This is a genomic window from Nocardia sp. NPDC020380 (assembly GCF_044386975.1).
Lineage (GTDB): Bacteria > Actinomycetota > Actinomycetes > Mycobacteriales > Mycobacteriaceae > Nocardia.
The window spans coordinates 254,439-271,930 of record NZ_JBIRVQ010000001.1 but is presented as its reverse complement, the minus strand read 5'-3'; the positions used below and the strand labels follow the sequence as shown (position 1 = coordinate 271,930).

Below are 17,492 nucleotides of genomic sequence, written 5' to 3'. Positions count from 1 at the left end.
GTGGTTCGGGGGTCGTACGGCGCCATGGCGGTCACACGGATCGGGGTGCTGGGCCCGCTGCACATCAGTATCGACGGGCAGCGCGTGCCGCCCGGAGCTCCGATGCAGTGTGCGGTGCTCGGCAGGCTGGTTGCGGCGGGCGGGCGGGTCGTGCCCACCGAACGACTCATCGACGATCTCTGGCACGGGGATCCGCCCACCAAAGCCGTTGCCGCCCTCCAGGTCTACATCCACAACCTGCGACGGGTCTTCGAACCCGACCGGCCGCGGCGGGCCCGCTCCCGCGTCATCGTGTCCGAATCCCACGGGTACGCGCTGAATCTCGAACCCGAACAGGTCGACGCCTGGCACTTCGAGCAGCTCCTGCACGGGCACGAGGCCACCATGCGCGACCCCGCCGGGCGACCCGACCCCATCGAGCAGTGCCGGGTGCTGGACGCCGCCCTCGCCTGCTGGCACGGCACCGCCTTCGAATCCTTCGCCGGAATGCCCTGGGCCGCACAGGAGGCCGCGCGGCTGATGGCGCTCGGGCTCACCGCCGCCGAACTGCGCGCCCAGGCCGCACTCGAAATGAACCGGCCCGCCGAAGTGGTGCTGGCCCTGCGACCCATCTTCGAGGAATACCCCGGCCGCGAGGAATGCGCCCGGCTGCTCGCCGTCGCCCAGTACCGGCTCGGGCAATCCCTGGACGCGCTCGCCACCGTGCGGCACAGCCGGGAATTCCTCACCCTCGAATTCGGCGTCGACCCCGGACCCGGACTGCGCGACCTCGAACACGCCATCCTCACTCACTCCGTGGACACCGAAGCCCCCGTGGTCGCCCTGCCCATCCCCGCCGAGATCCGCGGACCCGTGCATACCCCGGACCCCGTGCCGGACACCGGATATGCCGCCCAGCGCGCCGCCCTGCTGACCGCCGCCGAGGGCGCCGCGGCCGGTCAGGCGCGATTGGTATGGCTGGCCGGGGAAGCCGGAGCCGGGAAAACCACACTGGCCGCATCGATTACGGGACAACTCGCCGAGAGATCCTGGACCACGGTGTTCGGTCGCTGCCCGGAGGTCGAGGGCGCACCGCCCGCCTGGGCCTGGGCCGAAGTGCTCACCGGCCTCGACGCCGCCGATCCGGAAACCTTCACCGCCGCAGACGCGTTCACCCTCGCGCGCCGCGTGGTGCGGTCCTGCCGGGAACGCTCCGCCGACGCGCCCATCGTCATCGTGCTCGAGGACGTGCACGGCGCCGACACCGCCACCCTGCAGGTACTGCGGCAGGTGGTGAACTGGCTGCGGGATCGGCCCATCCTCATCATCGCCACCCTGCGCGGCAGCGAAGCCGCACCCGGCGTGCGCGATACGGCCGCCGCGCTCGCCCTGTTCACCGCCGACCGCATCGAACTCGACGGCCTGGACCTGGCCGGCACCCGCCGCGCCGCGCTGGCCGCCGGGCTCCTCGACGTCGACGACCGCACTGTGGAACTGCTGCGCCGCCGCACCGGCGGCAACCCGCTGTTCGTGCGTGAGCTCGCCAAACTCGTTGCCAGCCAGGGCACCACCGACGGCCTGCCCGACAGCGTCCGCGACCTCCTCGGCCGCCGCATCGCCGCCCTCCCGGCCCCGGTCATCGAACTCCTCCGCGAAATGTCCGTCTGGGGCGAGGACACCGACATCACCACGCTGTCCGCCTCCGCCGGACACACCCCCGACACCGTCATCGACCTGATCGCGGCGGCCGAAACCGCCCGCCTCCTCCGCGCCGAACGCAGCGGCCGCATCACCTTCGACCACGCACTCGTCCGCGAAGCCGTCTACTACGGCATCCCCCTTCTCCGGCGCACCCGCATGCACTGGTCCGCCTTCGAACTCCTCTGCCGCACAGCAGCGGACACCACCGCCGCGGTCACCGCGTCGGCGGGCCTCGCCGCGCTCGGCGGGGATCCGACGAGCGTGTCCGGGAGAGACCGAGTCGTCGCCGCATTGCGTGGAGCCGACGAAGTCGCGGCCGACCCGTTCGAGTCCGGCGCCGCGGCTTCACCTTTCGCCGCTCTGCCGCCGGGGGACGCGTCGACCGACTCGGTGGAGTGGCACGGGCCAGGCGAGCCGACACCCGATCCCGGCGGGCGCGCCAGGGTCGTGGCGGCGTTGCGTGGGGTCGACGAGGCTGCCACCAGCCTGCGCGAATTCGGCACGACGGCCGCTGGATCAGAAGAGTCGCACAACCTTCGAAGCGGGACCGCGGTGACGGCCGATACGAACACCGGACGGTGGCAGGCCGAACTGGCGGGAATCCCGGTGCGCGGGTGGGATATCGATGCGATGGCGCATCACGCGGCGCTGGGGGCGGATGCCGAAACCGCGGTGGTGGCCTTGCGATTCGTGCGGGCCGCGGCGTGGCGGTGTGTGGAACGCCGGATGCGGGCCGATGCCGTGCGGCGGTGGCGGTCGGTACTGGCGTTGCACGATATGGCCGGGCATACGGCGGCGACGGCCGAGCGGACGGGTCGCATCGCCTTGCTGGAGGCGCGATGTGAGCTGGTGACCGCGCTGGCGTACGACGGACAGCATTTCGCGGCCCGGGCCGCGCGGGAGCAGGCCCTCGATCTGGCCGAATCACTCGGGGGCACAGCGCTGCTGGCGCAGGCGGCCACCTGCTGGCCGACGCCCCTGATCTGGTCGGTGCACGATTGGCACACCCCGGATCCGCGGATCCGGGAGCCATTGCGGATCGCGCTGGCGGATCCCGAACTGCCGCTGACGACGCGAATTCGCGTGCAGGTCACCAATGTTTTCGATCGGGCGCTGGACGATCCGGCGGGCGCGCACGCCGCCGCGGACCTGGCGGTGGAACTGGCCGAACCGCTGGGCGATTCGGATCTGTTGTGCACGGCGCTGAACGCGCAGGCCTTCGCGGCCTTCGCGGCGAGCGGGTTCCAGCGCGCGCACGGGCTGCGGACCCACGCCGGTCGCCTGCTGCGCCTGGCCACCGAGGCCGGGCTCAACGAATTCCGGGCGCTCGCACACTATCTGCTGTTCCGCGCCACCCTGGCCGACGCCGATCTGACCGCGGCCGCCGAACACGCCCGCTGCGCCGGCGAATACGCCACCGACGGTCAGCTCCGGCACCTGCTCGACGCCATCGCGCCGTTCGGGATGGTGCTGGAACTGTTGCGCGGCAATACCGATGAGGTACTGCGGCTGCTGGACCGCGGGTCGCGGGACGCCGACGGGATCGTCGCGCATTCGGAGGAGGGCGCGGCCGAACCGTCGCGCAATCCCGACGCGCTGCACATCGGCGTCGCCATCTCGCTGGGCTGGCTGCAGAACGACCTCTCCCCGTTCTCCGCGGACCTGGGCGAACGCGTCGCGCTCAAACCGGAACTCTTCGTGTTCGGCTATGCCCTGTCCCTGGTGCACTCCGGGCAACCGGACGCGGCCCGGCAGGTGCTCGCCGCGGCGCCGCCACTGGCCCCGCAGTTCTGGTCCACGTTCACCGGGGTACGCGCCCGGCTGGCCATCACCCTGGACGAACCCGAGGATGCCCGCGCCATCTACGCGGACCTGCTGCCCTACGCGGGCACCGTCTGCGGGCTGGAGACCGGTGCGTCGTCGCTGGGCCCGATGGACGAGATCCTGGCCGAGCTCGCCGACTACCTCGGCGACCCGGGCCAGGCTGCGGTCCATCGCGAGGCCGCACAGCAGCTGCGGGAGCGGTTGCAGGAGGACCTCACCCGGCTCACCACCGGCCCGGTCCTGATCGACGCCGGGCAGCTCGGGCCCGCCGGTCGCGCCCGGCTGATCCGGCGGCTCTGAACCGCCTGTGTTCCAGGCCGCTACCTGCTCGTATCCGGTCGCAGGCGGCGGCCCGGGAACTCGCGGCCGCGCTCGCACGTCGAATGAGTGGGGGCCGACGTGCGGCCGGGAGAACGGGGAGGAACCGGATGAGCGTGCTGGAACAGGAGACCCCGCGCGAAAGACCGCGGCGGCGGCACGGCTTGCGCTGGACCGCGGTGATCGTGGTCATTGCGGCCGTAGCCGTCGGTGGCGTGGTCGGCATGCGCTGGTGGCAAAGGCAATCAACAGCCATTGTCGGGGAACGGGAACGCAGTTTTCCTGCCGTCGACGAGACACAGCTCAGCGACTCACAGATTCGTATTGTCGACACCTTGAAGCGTGAATTCCAGGCGCAACCGCCCGGTACGAAATACTCGGAGGGCAATGCCGAAGCCTGGTGCGCCGACTTCGTCAGCTGGGTGATGCGGGACGCCGGGCAGCCGCTGTCCAATCCGAATTCGGGATCATGGCGGATTCCCGGTGTCTACACGCTGGAGACGTACTTCCGGGGACAGAATCGTTTCCAGGAAGCGAACTCCGGATATCACCCGCGCGTAGGGGATGTTGTGCTGTACGGTGACGCCAGTCCGTTCCATCAGCATACGAATATCGTTGTGGCAGATGACGGGAACACCCTCACTACCGTGGGTGGGAATGAAATGGGCGAGGTCAGGATCCACAAGTACCGGCTCGCTGACATTTCCGGACTGGCCGGCTACGGCGTTTTGGGAACACGCTGATTCCACATTCTGGAAACACGCGGGGCGGAGGGTGGGACTCAGCCGATCTTCCGCCTACGATGGGTTTCGGCGGTGCCCGGCAGCATCGCCGATCGATCCCTGTCCTGCTGCCCCCTCATCGGCAGGACAGGGGTCTCCCGCCCGACGAAAGTAGCTGATGACGTCGTCCGACCATCCGACTTGGATCGATTACGCCGAATTCGGCGAGCGTTTCGTGGCGGCGGCGGTCACCGAGTCACGCATCGAACAAGCGGTCGCGGGCGTCGCCGGACGCGGGATGACCATCGGGCCGTTCGGTATCGGCCCCGCGGGCCTGGCCCGCTTCGTGGCCAAGGGCAGCATCGGGAAACCCACCGTGATCAGGCGCGGGCCGCACGTGCACTTCGATGTCATGCTGCCGGTCAAGCTACGCGTGGACGTCACCCTCGGTGGCCAGCGATTACGCCTGGAAGCGGTCGTCGAAATCGACCTCACCATGCACGCCCGCACCGCCGATCCACTGCTCATCGTCATCGACATTCCCCCGGTCACCGGCCGCGACGTCAGCTTCGTCATGCGCGCGCAGGCCATCGGCACCGCCTGGGAACTGCTGCTCGACCCCATCGCCGTACTGGTGCAGCGCGAGGTCGCCAATCGCATCAATGCCATTCTGGCGGACCCGGATTCGCAGCGCGGCCGCACCTTCGACGTGGAAGCCATCCTGAACGGCACCGAATCGCCGTACCGCGGCCGGCCCACCCACGAATGGATCGGCTACGACGAGTTCGGGCACCGTTTCTTCCGCCGCATCGTGACCGTCGACCGCGTGCAGGAAGTCGTGGAATCCCTGGCGGGCAAGCCGATCGAGGTCGGGCCGCTGCGCACCGGGCCCGGTAACAAGGCGCAGGTGTCCGTGCAGGGCGCCGTGCGACTACCCCGGATCAGCGAGGCCGGCCCGGAACGGTCGCAGCCGGAAAGCCCTGCACCGCCGCGTATCGCCGAAGTGCGACCGGCAGCGGAGCGGCAGGCCACCGCGAATACCGCTCCGGGCGGCGGTGGTTCCGCCGCCACGTCATCGGGCCAGGCGGTCGCTGCCGCGCAGGCCGGAGAATCCGGTAGTGCCGCAGGGGGCGCGGGCAATACCGCAAGCGGATCGGCCACTGCCGCAGGAGGATCGGGCGGTGCCACGGGGCAGGCGGCGGACCGGGACGCGGTGGCGACCGGGGCCTCGGACGCCGGGCTGGTGCGATTCGATCTGACGATTCCCGTGAGCCTCGACATCACCGTCGATGTGCTGCAGTCGAATCGGTACAAGGCCGAGGTGCAGGTGCCGGTGGCGCTGACCGCGCGGGCCGCGGATCCGCTGCTCATCGTGATCGACGCGGTGCCGCCGCAGGCCGAGGACATCACGCTGGAGATGACGGCGGCGGGCTGGCGGGCCGCCACCCTCGGCAAGGTCGCCGGCATGCGCAAGCAGATCGCGGCGCAGGTGGCGGCCGTGGTGCGGCGCGAGGTTGCCGACCCGTCCCGGCGCACCATCGACGTGGCGGCGCGCCTCAACGGCACTCGGGTCTAGAGCACGGGAGACTGGTTCCGGGACGTCCGCGTCCGGTCACTTGCCCGGCATTCGCTGACATTTCGGTTCGTCCGAATACGCATCTATGGGACTCGTGGTGACTGTGTGCCCTGTGAGCCTGGCGATTCCAATGTGAATGTGGTGAAATGGGGACGCGTTAGGGCTCCCGGCGCACTGATGATCCTGCTGTCCAGCAGCTGATCTTGATCATCGGGGAAGGTGCGCCGGGCACGCCGCATGTAGATCCACCGGTTGCGCGAGGTTTCTCCTCGCTGCGTTTCGACCGGCAAGTTCGACCAAGCGAGTGTGCGAAGGAGTTCCGTGATGCGCCATACCCATGTCAGCCGGCGGGCATTCCTGTCCGGCGCCGCCGCCGTCGCGGCCGGTGTCACCGCCGGGCTCACCCTGCCGGCCGGAACCGCCTCCGCCAAACAGACTCTCGGCACCCTCCTCGACTACGCGCAGGGCGTGCCCAGCCCCCAGGCCATCAGCGGCGACGGCCATATGGGCGTCATCCGCTACGTCTCCGACCGGCGGCCGGGGGCGGAATGGATGGAGGGAAAACCGCTGCTCGCAAGGGAAGTCGATGCCCTGCGCACGGCCGGCCTGAGCGTCGTGTCCTGCTACCAGTTCGGCAAGGGCCCGACCGCGGACTGGCGCGGCGGCTTCGAAGCCGGCATCAAACACGCGACACGCGGTCTGCTGCTGCACAAGACGGCCGGCGGACCGGACAACGCGCCGATCTACGCGTCGATCGACGACAACCCCAGCGACGACGACTTCGACTCGATGATCGAGCCCTACCTACGCGGCTGGGAGACGGTCATCGGACACGGGCGCACCGGCGTGTACGCCAATTCGCCCACCATCGATTCGATCCGCGATGCGGGTCTGTGTTCGTTCTTCTGGCAACACAATTGGGGCAGCCCGAAAGGCTACGTGCACCCCGACGCGAACCTGCACCAGTTCGAGATCGACAAGCGCTCTCTCGACGGCATCGGCGTAGACGTCAATGCCGTACTGGCCCCGCAGTACGGCCAATGGTGGTAATTCCACCTCTCGGAACCCTCGAGCCCGCTGCCCGTTGGGCAGCGGGCTCGAATGGAAAAAGGGGAGGTCAGGTCTGGCAGTGGCAGGTCGGGTCGTTCACGAGGTCGGGTTCCTCGGGGACGACGCGGAGGCGCGGGAGACGGTCCTCGGGATCGTCGTAGTCGACTCGCTCGCCGAAGGCCTGCCGGTCACCGGCCCACGAGAACATGGACCAGCGGGACAGCCCCGAGAAGGCCGAGCCCAGACTGGCGAACGAGGCCGAGGAGATGATCGAGCCGAACGAACCGGCCGATCCGATCGACAGCACCGAGCCGACGCTGCCGATGGACAGGATCGAATAGGCCGAGCCGATAGACAGAATCGAACCCTCCGAGCGGATCGAGAGGATCGATCGGCGCGATTGCAGTCCCCGCCAAGAATTCTTCACAGCGGCCATACCTCTCGGTCTACCACAGGAACCGGGGCCGCGAAATGATTCGGCCCCCATCCATCCCGGCCTGTCGCCGGATCGAATGGGGGCCGGACGTGCCGGTTATCGTCAGGCGACGGTGAAGAAACCCATGGTCGGCAGGAACGAGCAGGTGATCGGCTGCGACGCCTCGTCCGCCTGCGTGGTCAGCGAGCCGGAGACCAGCGCGACGACGCGGCCCGACCCGGTATTGGCGATGGCCGACAGCGTGGCCGGTCCGCCCGGGTTGATGTGCGCGTCATCGGTGAGGTTCATGGTGCCGGTGGCGCGGGTGTCCAGGTTCAGCCACTGCACGGTCATCGGCGGATCCTGCACCGGGATCGGGCCCTTGGTGCCGAGCGCGGTGAACACGAAACCGGCCTGTCCGGCGGCGGGTCCGGGCGGCGGCAGGGTGGCCGGGCCCGGGACGGCGAGCGCGGTACCCACCGAATCGGCGGTCGGGCTGATGCAGCCCTTGCCGATGGTCGGCCACAGGAACTGGGCGATGACCGGACCGTTCTTCGGGATGTCCGGGCCGCCACCGTTGCTGCCGTCGAGGAAGGCGATGATCGCGTTCAGCGTCGTCTTCACCTGCGGCGGCAGGTTCAGGGTGGAAAGGATCTGCTTGGCCTGATCGAGGATGGTCTGGCCGGGACCGGGCGCGGCGATATCGGCGGGGCCGGCGGCCGCACCCACGATGGCGGGAATCAGGGATGCGAGCGCATCGACCGGAACGCCCTCGGGCACGAGTGGGATGGACGACGAGACCTGCTGTGCCGGCGCGGGATTGGCGTTCGCCGCGGTGGGCACGACGACGGTGGCGCAGGCTGCCATGGCCAGCGCGGACATTGCGATCCGCTGTCCTCGGGTGCGAAGCACTGGTGTAGCCGTCCTTACCATTCGGGTACATCTAGTGGCGATGGAGTCATCGCTCCGCGCCACTCTAGGGACCGGGCTGCCCTGTTGTACAGCCACAGTGTGATCTTGCAGTCCTCCATCGCGTCACGCTATCGAACACGCGACCAGAAATGGTGTTACCACTGTGGTCAGTGATGCAAATGTTACAGCCGCAGGTCCGCGCCGCCTCGCGCGCTCGCGGGTGCCACTACGCTGATACGCGTTCCGCTCGCCCGCCGGAAATCCGGCCGGTTCCTCCGCCGCCTCTCTGAAAGTCCGCGCCGTGAATCGACACCTCCGTCTGGCCGCCTGGGCTCTCGGCATCTCGGTGCTGGCCCGCCTGGCGTGGGTACTGCTGTTGCCCAACGGCATGAACTTCGTGGATCTCCATGTCTACGTGGACGGTTCGGCGAACCTCGGCAGCGGGCACCTCTACGACTACACGGATTCGAGCAAGACCCCCGACTTCCCGCTCCCCTTCACCTATCCGCCGTTCGCGGCCTTCGTCTTCTATCCACTGCATTTCCTGCCCTTCTCGGTGGTGGCCGTGGGCTGGGTGCTGGCGACCGTGGCCGCGCTGTGCGCCGTGGTGTGGCTGACGCTGGAGATGATCGTCGGGAAAGACGCTATGCGCGAACAGGGTTGGCGCACGGTCGCGGTCTCCTGGTCGGCGCTGGGGCTCTGGCTGGAACCGGTGCGCTCGACGCTCGACTACGGCCAGGTCAACGTGTTCCTGGTACTGCTGGCCCTGCTCGCGGTGCGCAGCACGAGATGGTGGCTGTCCGGCACGCTGGTCGGCGCGGCCGCCGGCGTGAAACTCACCCCGGCCGTGACCGGACTGGCCTTCCTGGCCTGGCGGCGCTGGGCGAGCGCGATCTGGTCGGGCGTGGTCTTCTTCGGCACCATCGGGCTCACCTACCTGATCTCGCCGGGGGAGACCCGCAAGTACTTCGGGGAACTGCTTGGCGACGCCAATCGGATCGGCCCGGTCGGCTCGGCGACCAATCAGTCACTGCGCGGCGCGCTCAGCCGGTTCGCCGGTCACGATGTGAAGTCCGGGCCGGTCTGGCTGGTGGCGGTGCTGGTGACGGCGGTGCTCGCGTACTTCGCCTGGCGCACACTGCGATCCGACGATCGGCTCGGCACCCTGCTCATCGTGCAGTTGTTCGGCCTGATGCTGTCGCCGATCTCGTGGTCGCATCACTGGATCTGGCTGCTGCCGCTGATGTTGTGGCTGGTGTACGGTCCGCTGCGAAAGGCGCCCGGCGCCCGCGTGCTGACCGGCTTCTGGCTGGTCAACACGGTGATCGGGGTGCCGTGGGTGCTGGGTTTCGCGCAATCGTCCATCTGGACCATTCCGCGGCCCGCCATCCTTTCCTGGCTGGGCGCGGTGGACGTGTTCGGGGTGCTGGTGACCTTCGCGTGGCTGATCTACGTCGGCCGGCTCAGCTCTGCGCGGCCAGCCGATCGATCTCCCGAGCCAGTGCCGCATCCAGTCCGGTGAGACCACCGGCGGAATGCGTGGACAGCGTGAAAGTGATTCGCCGCCAGCGAATGTCGATATCGGGATGATGATCGGCGGCTTCCGCGGCCTCGGCGACCTTGCGCACCAATTCGATTCCGGCGAGGAATGACGGCGCCTGTACGGTGCGGCTGATGCTGTCGCCGGTGCGGGTCCATTCGGGCAGATCGGTGAGGGCCTTGGCGATTTCTTCTTCGGAGAGCAGCGCGGTACTCATACTCCCGGTCTACTCCGGATTCATGCGGCGCGTGCGGCTTTCAGGCCCTTCTTGAGTTCTTTGCCACAGCAGCCCGTGGCCTCGAGTTTCTGCATACGCATGATCACCACGGGGCATTTGATGCAGCGCGTCTTCTTGCGGCAGCACTTTTTCTTCGGCTTCAGCCGCGCGACGTGCTTCGCCTTCACCTTGCCCATGTTGGTTAGCTTAACCTAACTCGGAGGGGGCGAAACCTGTGACTTCGGACGACGGGTAATGTGTAACAGGCCGCATGCCCGGTGGGATCCGCCATGTCTCAAGGACGAGACGCGCCTCGCATGTATTCGGGTTCACCGCCCGGGCCGGCTCCCAAACTCTGTACCAGGAGGAATCTAACGTGTCGTCTGTCGAGTTCCGCAACGTCGCCATCGTGGCGCACGTCGACCACGGCAAGACAACACTGGTCGACGCGATGCTCAGGCAATCCGGGGCGTTCGCCGAACGCGCCGAACTCGTCGACCGAGTGATGGACTCCGGTGATCTGGAGCGCGAGAAGGGCATCACCATTCTCGCAAAGAACACGGCCGTCCACCGGCACAACGCCGATGGTTCGGTCACCGTCATCAACGTCATCGACACCCCCGGCCACGCCGATTTCGGCGGTGAGGTCGAGCGCGGCCTCTCCATGGTCGACGGTGTCGTGCTGCTGGTGGACGCGTCCGAGGGACCGCTGCCGCAGACCCGCTTCGTGCTGCGCAAGGCCCTCGCGGCCTCGCTGCCGGTGATCCTGGTGGTCAACAAGACCGACCGCCCCGACGCCCGCATCGAAGAGGTCGTCGAGGAGAGCCACGACCTGCTGCTGGACCTCGCCTCCGATCTCGACGACGAAGCCTCCGAGGCCGCCGAACTGGCCCTCGACCTCCCCGTCCTCTACGCCTCCGGCCGCGCCGGCGTGGCGTCGACCAAGCGCCCGGAGAACGGCAACGTGCCGGACGCCGAGAACCTCGACGAGCTGTTCGAGGTCCTCATGAAGTATGTGCCCGCCCCCAAGGGCGACGCCACCAAGCCGCTGCAGGCGCACGTCACCAACCTCGACGCCTCCCCGTTCCTGGGCCGTATCGGCCTGGTGCGCATCCACAACGGCACCCTGAAGAAGGGCCAGAACGTGGCCTGGATGCACGGTGACGGCGTCAAGACCGTCAAGATCACCGAGCTGCTCAAGACCATCGGCGTCGAGCGTCAGCCGGGCGAGGAAGCCGTCGCGGGTGACATCGTCGCCATCGCCGGCATCCCGGAGATCATGATCGGCGACACCCTCGCCGACGTCGAGAACCCGGTCGCGCTGCCGCGCATCACCGTCGACGAGCCCGCCATCTCGGTGACCATCGGCACCAACACCTCGCCGCTGGTCGGCCGGGTGCAGGGCCACAAGCTCACCGCCCGCATGGTGAAGTCGCGCCTGGACCAGGAACTGGTCGGCAACGTGTCGCTGCGCGTGCTCGACATCGGCCGCCCGGACGCCTGGGAGGTCCAGGGCCGTGGTGAGCTGGCCCTCGCCATCCTGGTCGAGCAGATGCGCCGCGAAGGCTTCGAGCTGACCGTCGGCAAGCCGCAGGTGGTCACCCGGCAGGTCGACGGCAAGGTGCACGAGCCCTTCGAAGAGCTGACCGTCGACTGCCCCGACGAGTACCTGGGTGCCGTCACCCAGCTGCTGGCCGCCCGCAAGGGCAAGATGGTCCAGATGAGCAACCACTCCGCGGGGTGGGTGCGCATGGAGTTCATCGTGCCGTCGCGTGGCCTGATCGGCTTCCGTACCGACTTCCTCACCGAGACCCGCGGCACCGGCATCGCCAACGCCGTGTTCAACGGTTACGCGCCGTGGGCCGGCGAGATCCGCGCCCGCCACACCGGCTCGCTGGTCTCCGACCGCGCGGGCTCGGTGACGCCGTTCGCCATGATCCAGCTGGCCGACCGCGGCCAGTTCTTCGTGGAGCCGGGCGCCGACACCTACGAGGGCCACGTCGTGGGCATCAACCCGCGGTCCGAGGACCTCGACATCAATGTCACGCGTGAGAAGAAGCTCACCAATATGCGGTCCGCCACCGCCGACGTGTTCGAGACCCTGGCCAAGCCGCTGCAGCTGGATCTCGAAGGCGCGATGGAGTTCTGCACCGACGACGAGTGCGTCGAGGTCACCCCGCAGATCGTGCGCGTGCGCAAGGTCATCCTGGGTGCCACCGAGCGTGGCCGCGAGCTGTCCCGCCGCAAGGCCCGCGACCGCGCCGTCCAGTAGGAAGTCCCAACTCCCTGGGGCCCTCAGGGGTTTCACCCCTGAAACCCCTGCAAGATCCACCCGCTCGCGCCGGCGCTCAGCGTCGGCGCGAGCGCGCATCGCGGGCATATCGTCGGCGACCGGGGCATGGAGAGGTGATCCAGTAGAGTGCCGGACGTGAGAACGGGGGCCCCGATGCGCGCGACGATGCGGGCGGTGCTGCTTATGGTTGCGATCCTGCTGGGTGTCGCGACCGGGTGCACCGCGAATCCGCCGCCGCCGATCGAGAGCACCGACAGCCCGAAGACGACACCCGCCAAGCCGAGCAAGACTTCGGTGACGGTGGCGGTGGACGACATCGGGATCGGGTTCAATCCGCATCTGCGATCGCAGCAGTCGCCCACTTCCTCGGCGGTGGCATCGATGGTGCTGCCCAGCCCCTTCCGGCCGCAGCCCACGCCCGGCGTGCCCGGCGGCATCGACTGGGTGATGGATCCGGCGTTCATGGTTTCCGCGGATGTGACCGCGCAGGAACCGTTCACCATCACCTACCAGATCAAGAACGACGCCTCCTGGTCCGACGGCGCCCCGATCGCGGCCGAGGACTTCAAATACCTGTGGCAGCAGATGATCACGCAGCCCGGCGTGGTGGATCCGGCCGGCTACCGGCTGATCTCGGATGTCAGCTCGTCCGCGGGCGGTAAGACCGTGGTCGTCACCATGAACGAGCCGTATCCCGCCTGGCGGCAACTGTTCACGGATCTGCTGCCGCAGCATCTGATCAAGGATTCCGGTTTCGAACAGGGCCTGATGGACACCATCCGGGTGTCCGGCGGCCAGTTCCGGATCAAGCAGGCCGACCGCGGCCGCGAGGAACTGCTGCTGGAACGCAATGACCGCTACTGGGGTCAGCCGGCGGTACCGGATCAGATCCTGTTGCGCCGCGGCGGAACTCCCGCGCAGGTGGCGGAGTCGCTGCGGGTCGGTGACGCGCAGATGGCGCTGGTGCACGGCGGCGTGGCGCTGCAGGCGCAGCTGGCCGCGATCCCGTCGGTGCGCACGGCCATCATGGCGCAGTCACGGGAGATGCAGCTGGTCTTGAACGGCCGCACCGGTGATCTGGCCGACGTGCGGGTGCGCAAAGCCGTACTGGGACTGCTGGATCCGACGCTGCTGGCCACGGTCGGCGCGCAGACCGGCAGCTGGGTGGAACCGGCGCGGGCGCAGGTGATGTCGCCCTCGGATCCCGGGTACGCGCCGACCGCGCCGCCGCGCATCAGCTCGGACGAGGCGTTCGGATTGCTTGCCGAGGCCGGTTTCGGCCGGGCGCCCGAGACGCCGCCCTCCGGGTCCACGACTTCGCCTGCGCCGCAACCGCGTCCGATCGTCAAGAACGGGAAGACACTGACCGTGCGCATCGGCACGGTGGACAGTGATGTCACCACGCTGGCGGTGGCCAACACCGCGGCGGACCAATTGCGCAGTGCCGGAATCGATGTCATCGTGCGCAGCGTGTCGGCGTCCGAGCTGTACGGCAAGGATCTGACCGATGCCGGGATCGACGCCGTGCTCGGCTGGGAGCGGGCCGGTTCCGATCCGGCGACCGTGCTGGCCTCGCGCTTCGGCTGCCCGCCGGTGGAACCGCCCGGCAGCAAGGACGATTCGACGGTGGTGGACGGCGCGAAGAAGGCCCCGTCCAACCTGTCCGGCGTCTGCGATCCCACCCTGCAGCCGGAGATCGATCAGGCGCTGAAGGGCATCGACGTGCCCAAGGCCATCGGCGATGCCGAACCCAAGCTGTGGGATATGGCGACCGCGCTGCCCATCATGCAGGACACCCAGGTCGCCGCGGCCGGTCCGCGCGTGGACGGGGCGTCGCTGAGCGGTGCGGTGCAGACCGGCATCTTCGGTGACGCCGCGAACTGGCGGCGGCTGCCGTGACCGATCCGCAGGAGACCGGCGGGCTGCTGCTGGTGCACGCCCATCCGGACGACGAATCCATCACCACCGGCGGCACCATCGCGCTGTACCGCAAGCGGGGCGTGCCCGTCACCGTCGTGACCTGCACGCTCGGTGAAGAGGGCGAGGTCATCGGCGAGGAGTACGCGCAGCTGGTGAACGATCAGGCCGATCAGCTGGGCGGCTACCGGATCGCCGAATTGACCAGGGCCCTGGCCGAATTGGACGCCGCCGCACCCCGCTTCCTGGGTGGCGCGGGCCGCTGGCGGGACTCCGGCATGGCGGGCACGCCGTCCGCGCGGAATCCGCGGGCCTTCGTGAATTCCGGCGCGGCCGCGGTAGACGCGCTGGTGCAGGTCATCCTGGAGCTGCGGCCGCGAGTGCTGGTCGGTTACGACCCGCGTGGCGGTTACGGGCATCCGGATCACATTCGCGCGCACGAGATCACCATGGCCGCCGTCGACTCGGCCGCGGAGTGGGGCTGGACGGTGCCGAAGGTGTACTGGACCGTCACCGACGGCGCGGTGCTCGCCATGCACACCGAGGCGCTGAAGCGGCGCACGGTGGATCAGCTGCCGGGTGCGCTGCCGCGCGGCTGGCGGCTGCCGCACACCGGCGAATTGGCCTGCGTCCCCACCGAATCGGTGACCACCACGGTGGACGTCTCCCCGGGACTGGCCGCCAAACGCGCAGCCTTGCGCGCGCATGCCACCCAGGTGACGGTGGCGCCGTCGGGCCGCGAGTTCGCGTTGTCGAACGATATCGCGCAGCCGGTGCTGCCGGAGGAGCATTACATCCTGGTGCGCGGCGAGCGGGGCCCGGTGGGTCCCGACGGTCGTGAACATGATCTTTTCGCCGGGCTGGAATGAGAGACTGAACGATATGTACAACTGGAGTGTCCAGGACGCCATCGCGGCGTTCGTCGAGAGCCAGCGCCCGTTCTTCCAGGCGCAGCACGACCTCTACCTGTCGGTGCTCTACGGATTCGTCGATATGCAGAGTCACTTGCTGACCCTCCTCGGCTTCCCTCCGGTGCCGTGACGGTGACGGTTCAGACGCAGGAGAAGACCGAGGCCGCGCCGAACCCGTTCAGCGCGCTGCTGAGCGTGGTGATCGCGATCGTGCTGACCGTCGACGCCTTCGTCACGCTGGTGCTCGAGGTGCTCTTCCTGCCGATCTACGCCGGGCACGCGCACATGGCGAGCGATACCGGGTCCACGCTGGCCCGGGCCGCCGCGCCGCTGGCCTCCAGCCTCACCTCGGGCGCGATCCCGGTGCCGGTGACGGCGCTGGCCGCCGCGGTGATCAATGTGCTGCTGGTGATGGGGATGGCGACGGTGTCGCAGCGCGTCCCTGTGGTGATCATTCCGCTGGCGGTGTGGGTGCTCGGCTTCCTGCTGTGCGCGAGCACCGGTCCGGGCGGTTCGGTGGTGCTGATGAGCGATTGGCCCACCATGCTGCTGCTCATCTGCGGCCTGCTGCCGGCCGGCCTGTATCTGTACTATCGCGCGACCATGCGGCTCGCGGCCGGCGGCAAGTGAGCGACCTGCACTGACAGGCTCCGCTCGAGACCTCCGTCACACGGGTGTCACACTCGGGCCGCGGGCCTCGTCAACCTCGTGAATCACGATCATCACATCGATTTACGAGGTTGGACAATGGAATTCGATCAGCTCCGCGGCACGGTCCAGGGCCGCGTGCTCGGCTCCGGCGACGAAGGCTTCGAACAGGCCGCGCAGCCCTGGAACATCGCGGTGGCGCAGCCCGTGGCCGCGGTCGTCGAGGCCGCGAATGTCGCGGATGTGGCGGCGGTCGTCCGGTTCGCCCGTGCGGCAGGGCGTCCCGTGGTCGCGCAGCCCACCGGGCACGGCGCCACCGGAGACATCGGTGCTGCCATTCTGCTGCGCACCGGTCACCTGAACTCCGTCCACATCGATGCCCCCGCGCGCGTGGCGCGGGTCGGTGCGGGCGCGCGGTGGGGGCAGGTGCAGGCGGCCGCCGCCGAGCACGGCCTGACGGGTCTGGCGGGCAGCAATCCGGTCGTCGGCGTCACCGGGTACACGCTGGGTGGCGGTAAGGGCTGGTTCGCGCGCAAGTACGGCTGGGCCTCGAATGCGGTGCGCGCCTTCGAGATCGTGACCGCCGAGGGGGAGGCGCTGCGCGTCACCTTCGACTCCGATCCGGAACTGTTCTGGGCATTGTGCGGTGGCGGCGGCGATTTCGCCGTGGTGACCGCGCTGGAATTCGACCTGTTCCCGGCCCCGGCGCTGTACGGCGGCCGGATCATGTGGTCCGCCGACCGGCTGCCGGAGGTGTGGGATGCCTTCCGCGAGTTGACCTCTCAGGCGCCGGACGAACTGTCCGTATGGTTCCAGCGCTTCCAGTTCCCGGAAGCCCCCGAAATGGTGGCCCTGGACCTCGCCTACCTCGGTGACCCGGCCGAGGGCCGCGCCCTGACCGCCGCCCTGGACCGCATCGGCGGCGCCATCGCCGACAAGCGCGCCCCCATGTCCCCGGCCGCACTCGGCGACATCACCGCCGAGCCCACCAACCCCAGCCCCGCCATCTCCCGCGCCGAGGTGCTGACCGACCTCGACGACGAGGCCGTGAAAGTCCTTGCCGGCGAACCGGTCGCACCCCTGGCCAATATCCAGGTCCGCCACCTCGGCGGCGCCCTGGCCCGGCCCGCCGCCGGCGCCCGCGGCGCCCTCACCGAGCCCTACCTGGTCTACCTGCTCGGCATCGGCCTCCCGCACCTCCGGGATGCCGTGCGCGCCAAGCAGACCGCCATGGTGGAGTCGCTGGCCGACCACATCAGCGGCGCCAAGCCGTACACCTTCCTGGCCCCCGGCGAATCGGCCGCCGACGCCTTCCCCGCCGCGACGCTGGACCGCCTGCGCACCATCAAGCGGTCCCGCGACCCCCAGAACGTGATCCGAGCGAACTTCCCCGTCCTGGGCTGACGGTCTTCAAGATCACCGGGCAATGGTGGTGGCGACACGCCGCAACCAACCACCACCATTGCCCG

The 17,492-nt window shown here is 68.9% G+C and carries 15 protein-coding genes; 11 read left to right on the top strand and 4 right to left on the bottom strand.

Annotated elements, in window-relative coordinates; genetic code table 11:
- Positions 1-24: 24 nt before the first annotated feature.
- The 4 genes from ACH438_RS01210 to ACH438_RS01195 all read left to right on the top strand — a co-directional run bounded on the left by ACH438_RS01210 (position 25) and on the right by ACH438_RS01195 (position 7,170).
- Positions 25-3,804, top strand: a complete 3,780-nt coding sequence (locus ACH438_RS01210; protein WP_396999835.1) for a BTAD domain-containing putative transcriptional regulator — start codon at positions 25-27, stop codon at positions 3,802-3,804.
- Positions 3,805-3,932: 128 nt separating this feature from the next.
- Positions 3,933-4,565, top strand: coding sequence for a CHAP domain-containing protein (locus ACH438_RS01205; RefSeq protein ID WP_396999833.1), 633 nt, complete (start codon positions 3,933-3,935; stop codon positions 4,563-4,565).
- 157 nt (positions 4,566-4,722) lie between these two features.
- A complete protein-coding gene (locus ACH438_RS01200; RefSeq protein WP_396999831.1) occupies positions 4,723-6,120 on the top strand; it encodes a hypothetical protein in 1,398 nt (465 codons plus the stop codon).
- Between the two features lie 324 nt (positions 6,121-6,444).
- Complete coding sequence (locus ACH438_RS01195; protein WP_396999829.1) at positions 6,445-7,170, top strand: DUF1906 domain-containing protein; 726 nt, start codon at positions 6,445-6,447, stop codon at positions 7,168-7,170.
- Between the two features lie 67 nt (positions 7,171-7,237).
- Here the strand turns inward: ACH438_RS01195 and ACH438_RS01190 are convergent, their stop codons facing one another.
- A complete protein-coding gene (locus tag ACH438_RS01190) occupies positions 7,238-7,606 on the bottom strand; it encodes a hypothetical protein (protein WP_396999827.1) in 369 nt (122 codons plus the stop codon).
- A gap of 102 nt (positions 7,607-7,708) precedes the next feature.
- Positions 7,709-8,497, bottom strand: a complete 789-nt coding sequence (locus ACH438_RS01185; protein WP_396999825.1) for a hypothetical protein — start codon at positions 8,495-8,497, stop codon at positions 7,709-7,711.
- A gap of 301 nt (positions 8,498-8,798) precedes the next feature.
- Here ACH438_RS01185 and ACH438_RS01180 point away from each other — a divergent pair, with 301 nt between their 5' ends.
- Positions 8,799-10,019, top strand: a complete 1,221-nt coding sequence (locus ACH438_RS01180) for a mannosyltransferase (protein ID WP_396999823.1) — start codon at positions 8,799-8,801, stop codon at positions 10,017-10,019.
- On the opposite strand, the gene ACH438_RS01175 is transcribed toward ACH438_RS01180, so the two are convergent.
- Positions 9,961-10,254 carry a 4a-hydroxytetrahydrobiopterin dehydratase gene (locus tag ACH438_RS01175; protein WP_396999821.1) on the bottom strand — a complete coding sequence of 98 codons (294 nt, stop codon included), beginning with the start codon at positions 10,252-10,254 and terminating at the stop codon, positions 9,961-9,963. The two genes, ACH438_RS01180 and ACH438_RS01175, sit on opposite strands and share 59 nt — an antisense overlap.
- Positions 10,255-10,274: 20 nt before the next feature.
- Positions 10,275-10,451 carry a hypothetical protein gene (locus ACH438_RS01170; RefSeq protein ID WP_396999819.1) on the bottom strand — a complete coding sequence of 59 codons (177 nt, stop codon included), beginning with the start codon at positions 10,449-10,451 and terminating at the stop codon, positions 10,275-10,277.
- A gap of 179 nt (positions 10,452-10,630) precedes the next feature.
- Here ACH438_RS01170 and typA point away from each other — a divergent pair, with 179 nt between their 5' ends.
- The 6 genes from typA (at position 10,631) to ACH438_RS01140 (ending at position 17,427) form a co-directional block, all read left to right on the top strand.
- Positions 10,631-12,526 carry a translational GTPase TypA gene (typA, locus tag ACH438_RS01165; protein WP_396999817.1) on the top strand — a complete coding sequence of 632 codons (1,896 nt, stop codon included), beginning with the start codon at positions 10,631-10,633 and terminating at the stop codon, positions 12,524-12,526.
- A gap of 174 nt (positions 12,527-12,700) precedes the next feature.
- Positions 12,701-14,446: an ABC transporter family substrate-binding protein gene (locus ACH438_RS01160; protein WP_397000707.1), complete on the top strand. Its 1,746-nt coding sequence runs from the start codon at positions 12,701-12,703 to the stop codon at positions 14,444-14,446.
- Positions 14,443-15,333: an N-acetyl-1-D-myo-inositol-2-amino-2-deoxy-alpha-D-glucopyranoside deacetylase gene (gene mshB, locus ACH438_RS01155; protein WP_396999815.1), complete on the top strand. Its 891-nt coding sequence runs from the start codon at positions 14,443-14,445 to the stop codon at positions 15,331-15,333. The genes ACH438_RS01160 and mshB overlap by 4 nt, the downstream gene beginning before the upstream one ends.
- Positions 15,334-15,346: 13 nt before the next feature.
- Entirely contained in the window at positions 15,347-15,505 is a 159-nt protein-coding gene (locus ACH438_RS01150) for a hypothetical protein (RefSeq protein WP_396999813.1), read from the top strand.
- Entirely contained in the window at positions 15,502-16,005 is a 504-nt protein-coding gene (locus ACH438_RS01145) for a hypothetical protein (protein WP_396999811.1), read from the top strand. The genes ACH438_RS01150 and ACH438_RS01145 overlap by 4 nt, the downstream gene beginning before the upstream one ends.
- A gap of 117 nt (positions 16,006-16,122) precedes the next feature.
- Positions 16,123-17,427, top strand: coding sequence for an FAD-binding oxidoreductase (locus tag ACH438_RS01140; protein WP_396999809.1), 1,305 nt, complete (start codon positions 16,123-16,125; stop codon positions 17,425-17,427).
- The last annotated feature ends 65 nt before the right edge of the window (positions 17,428-17,492 follow it).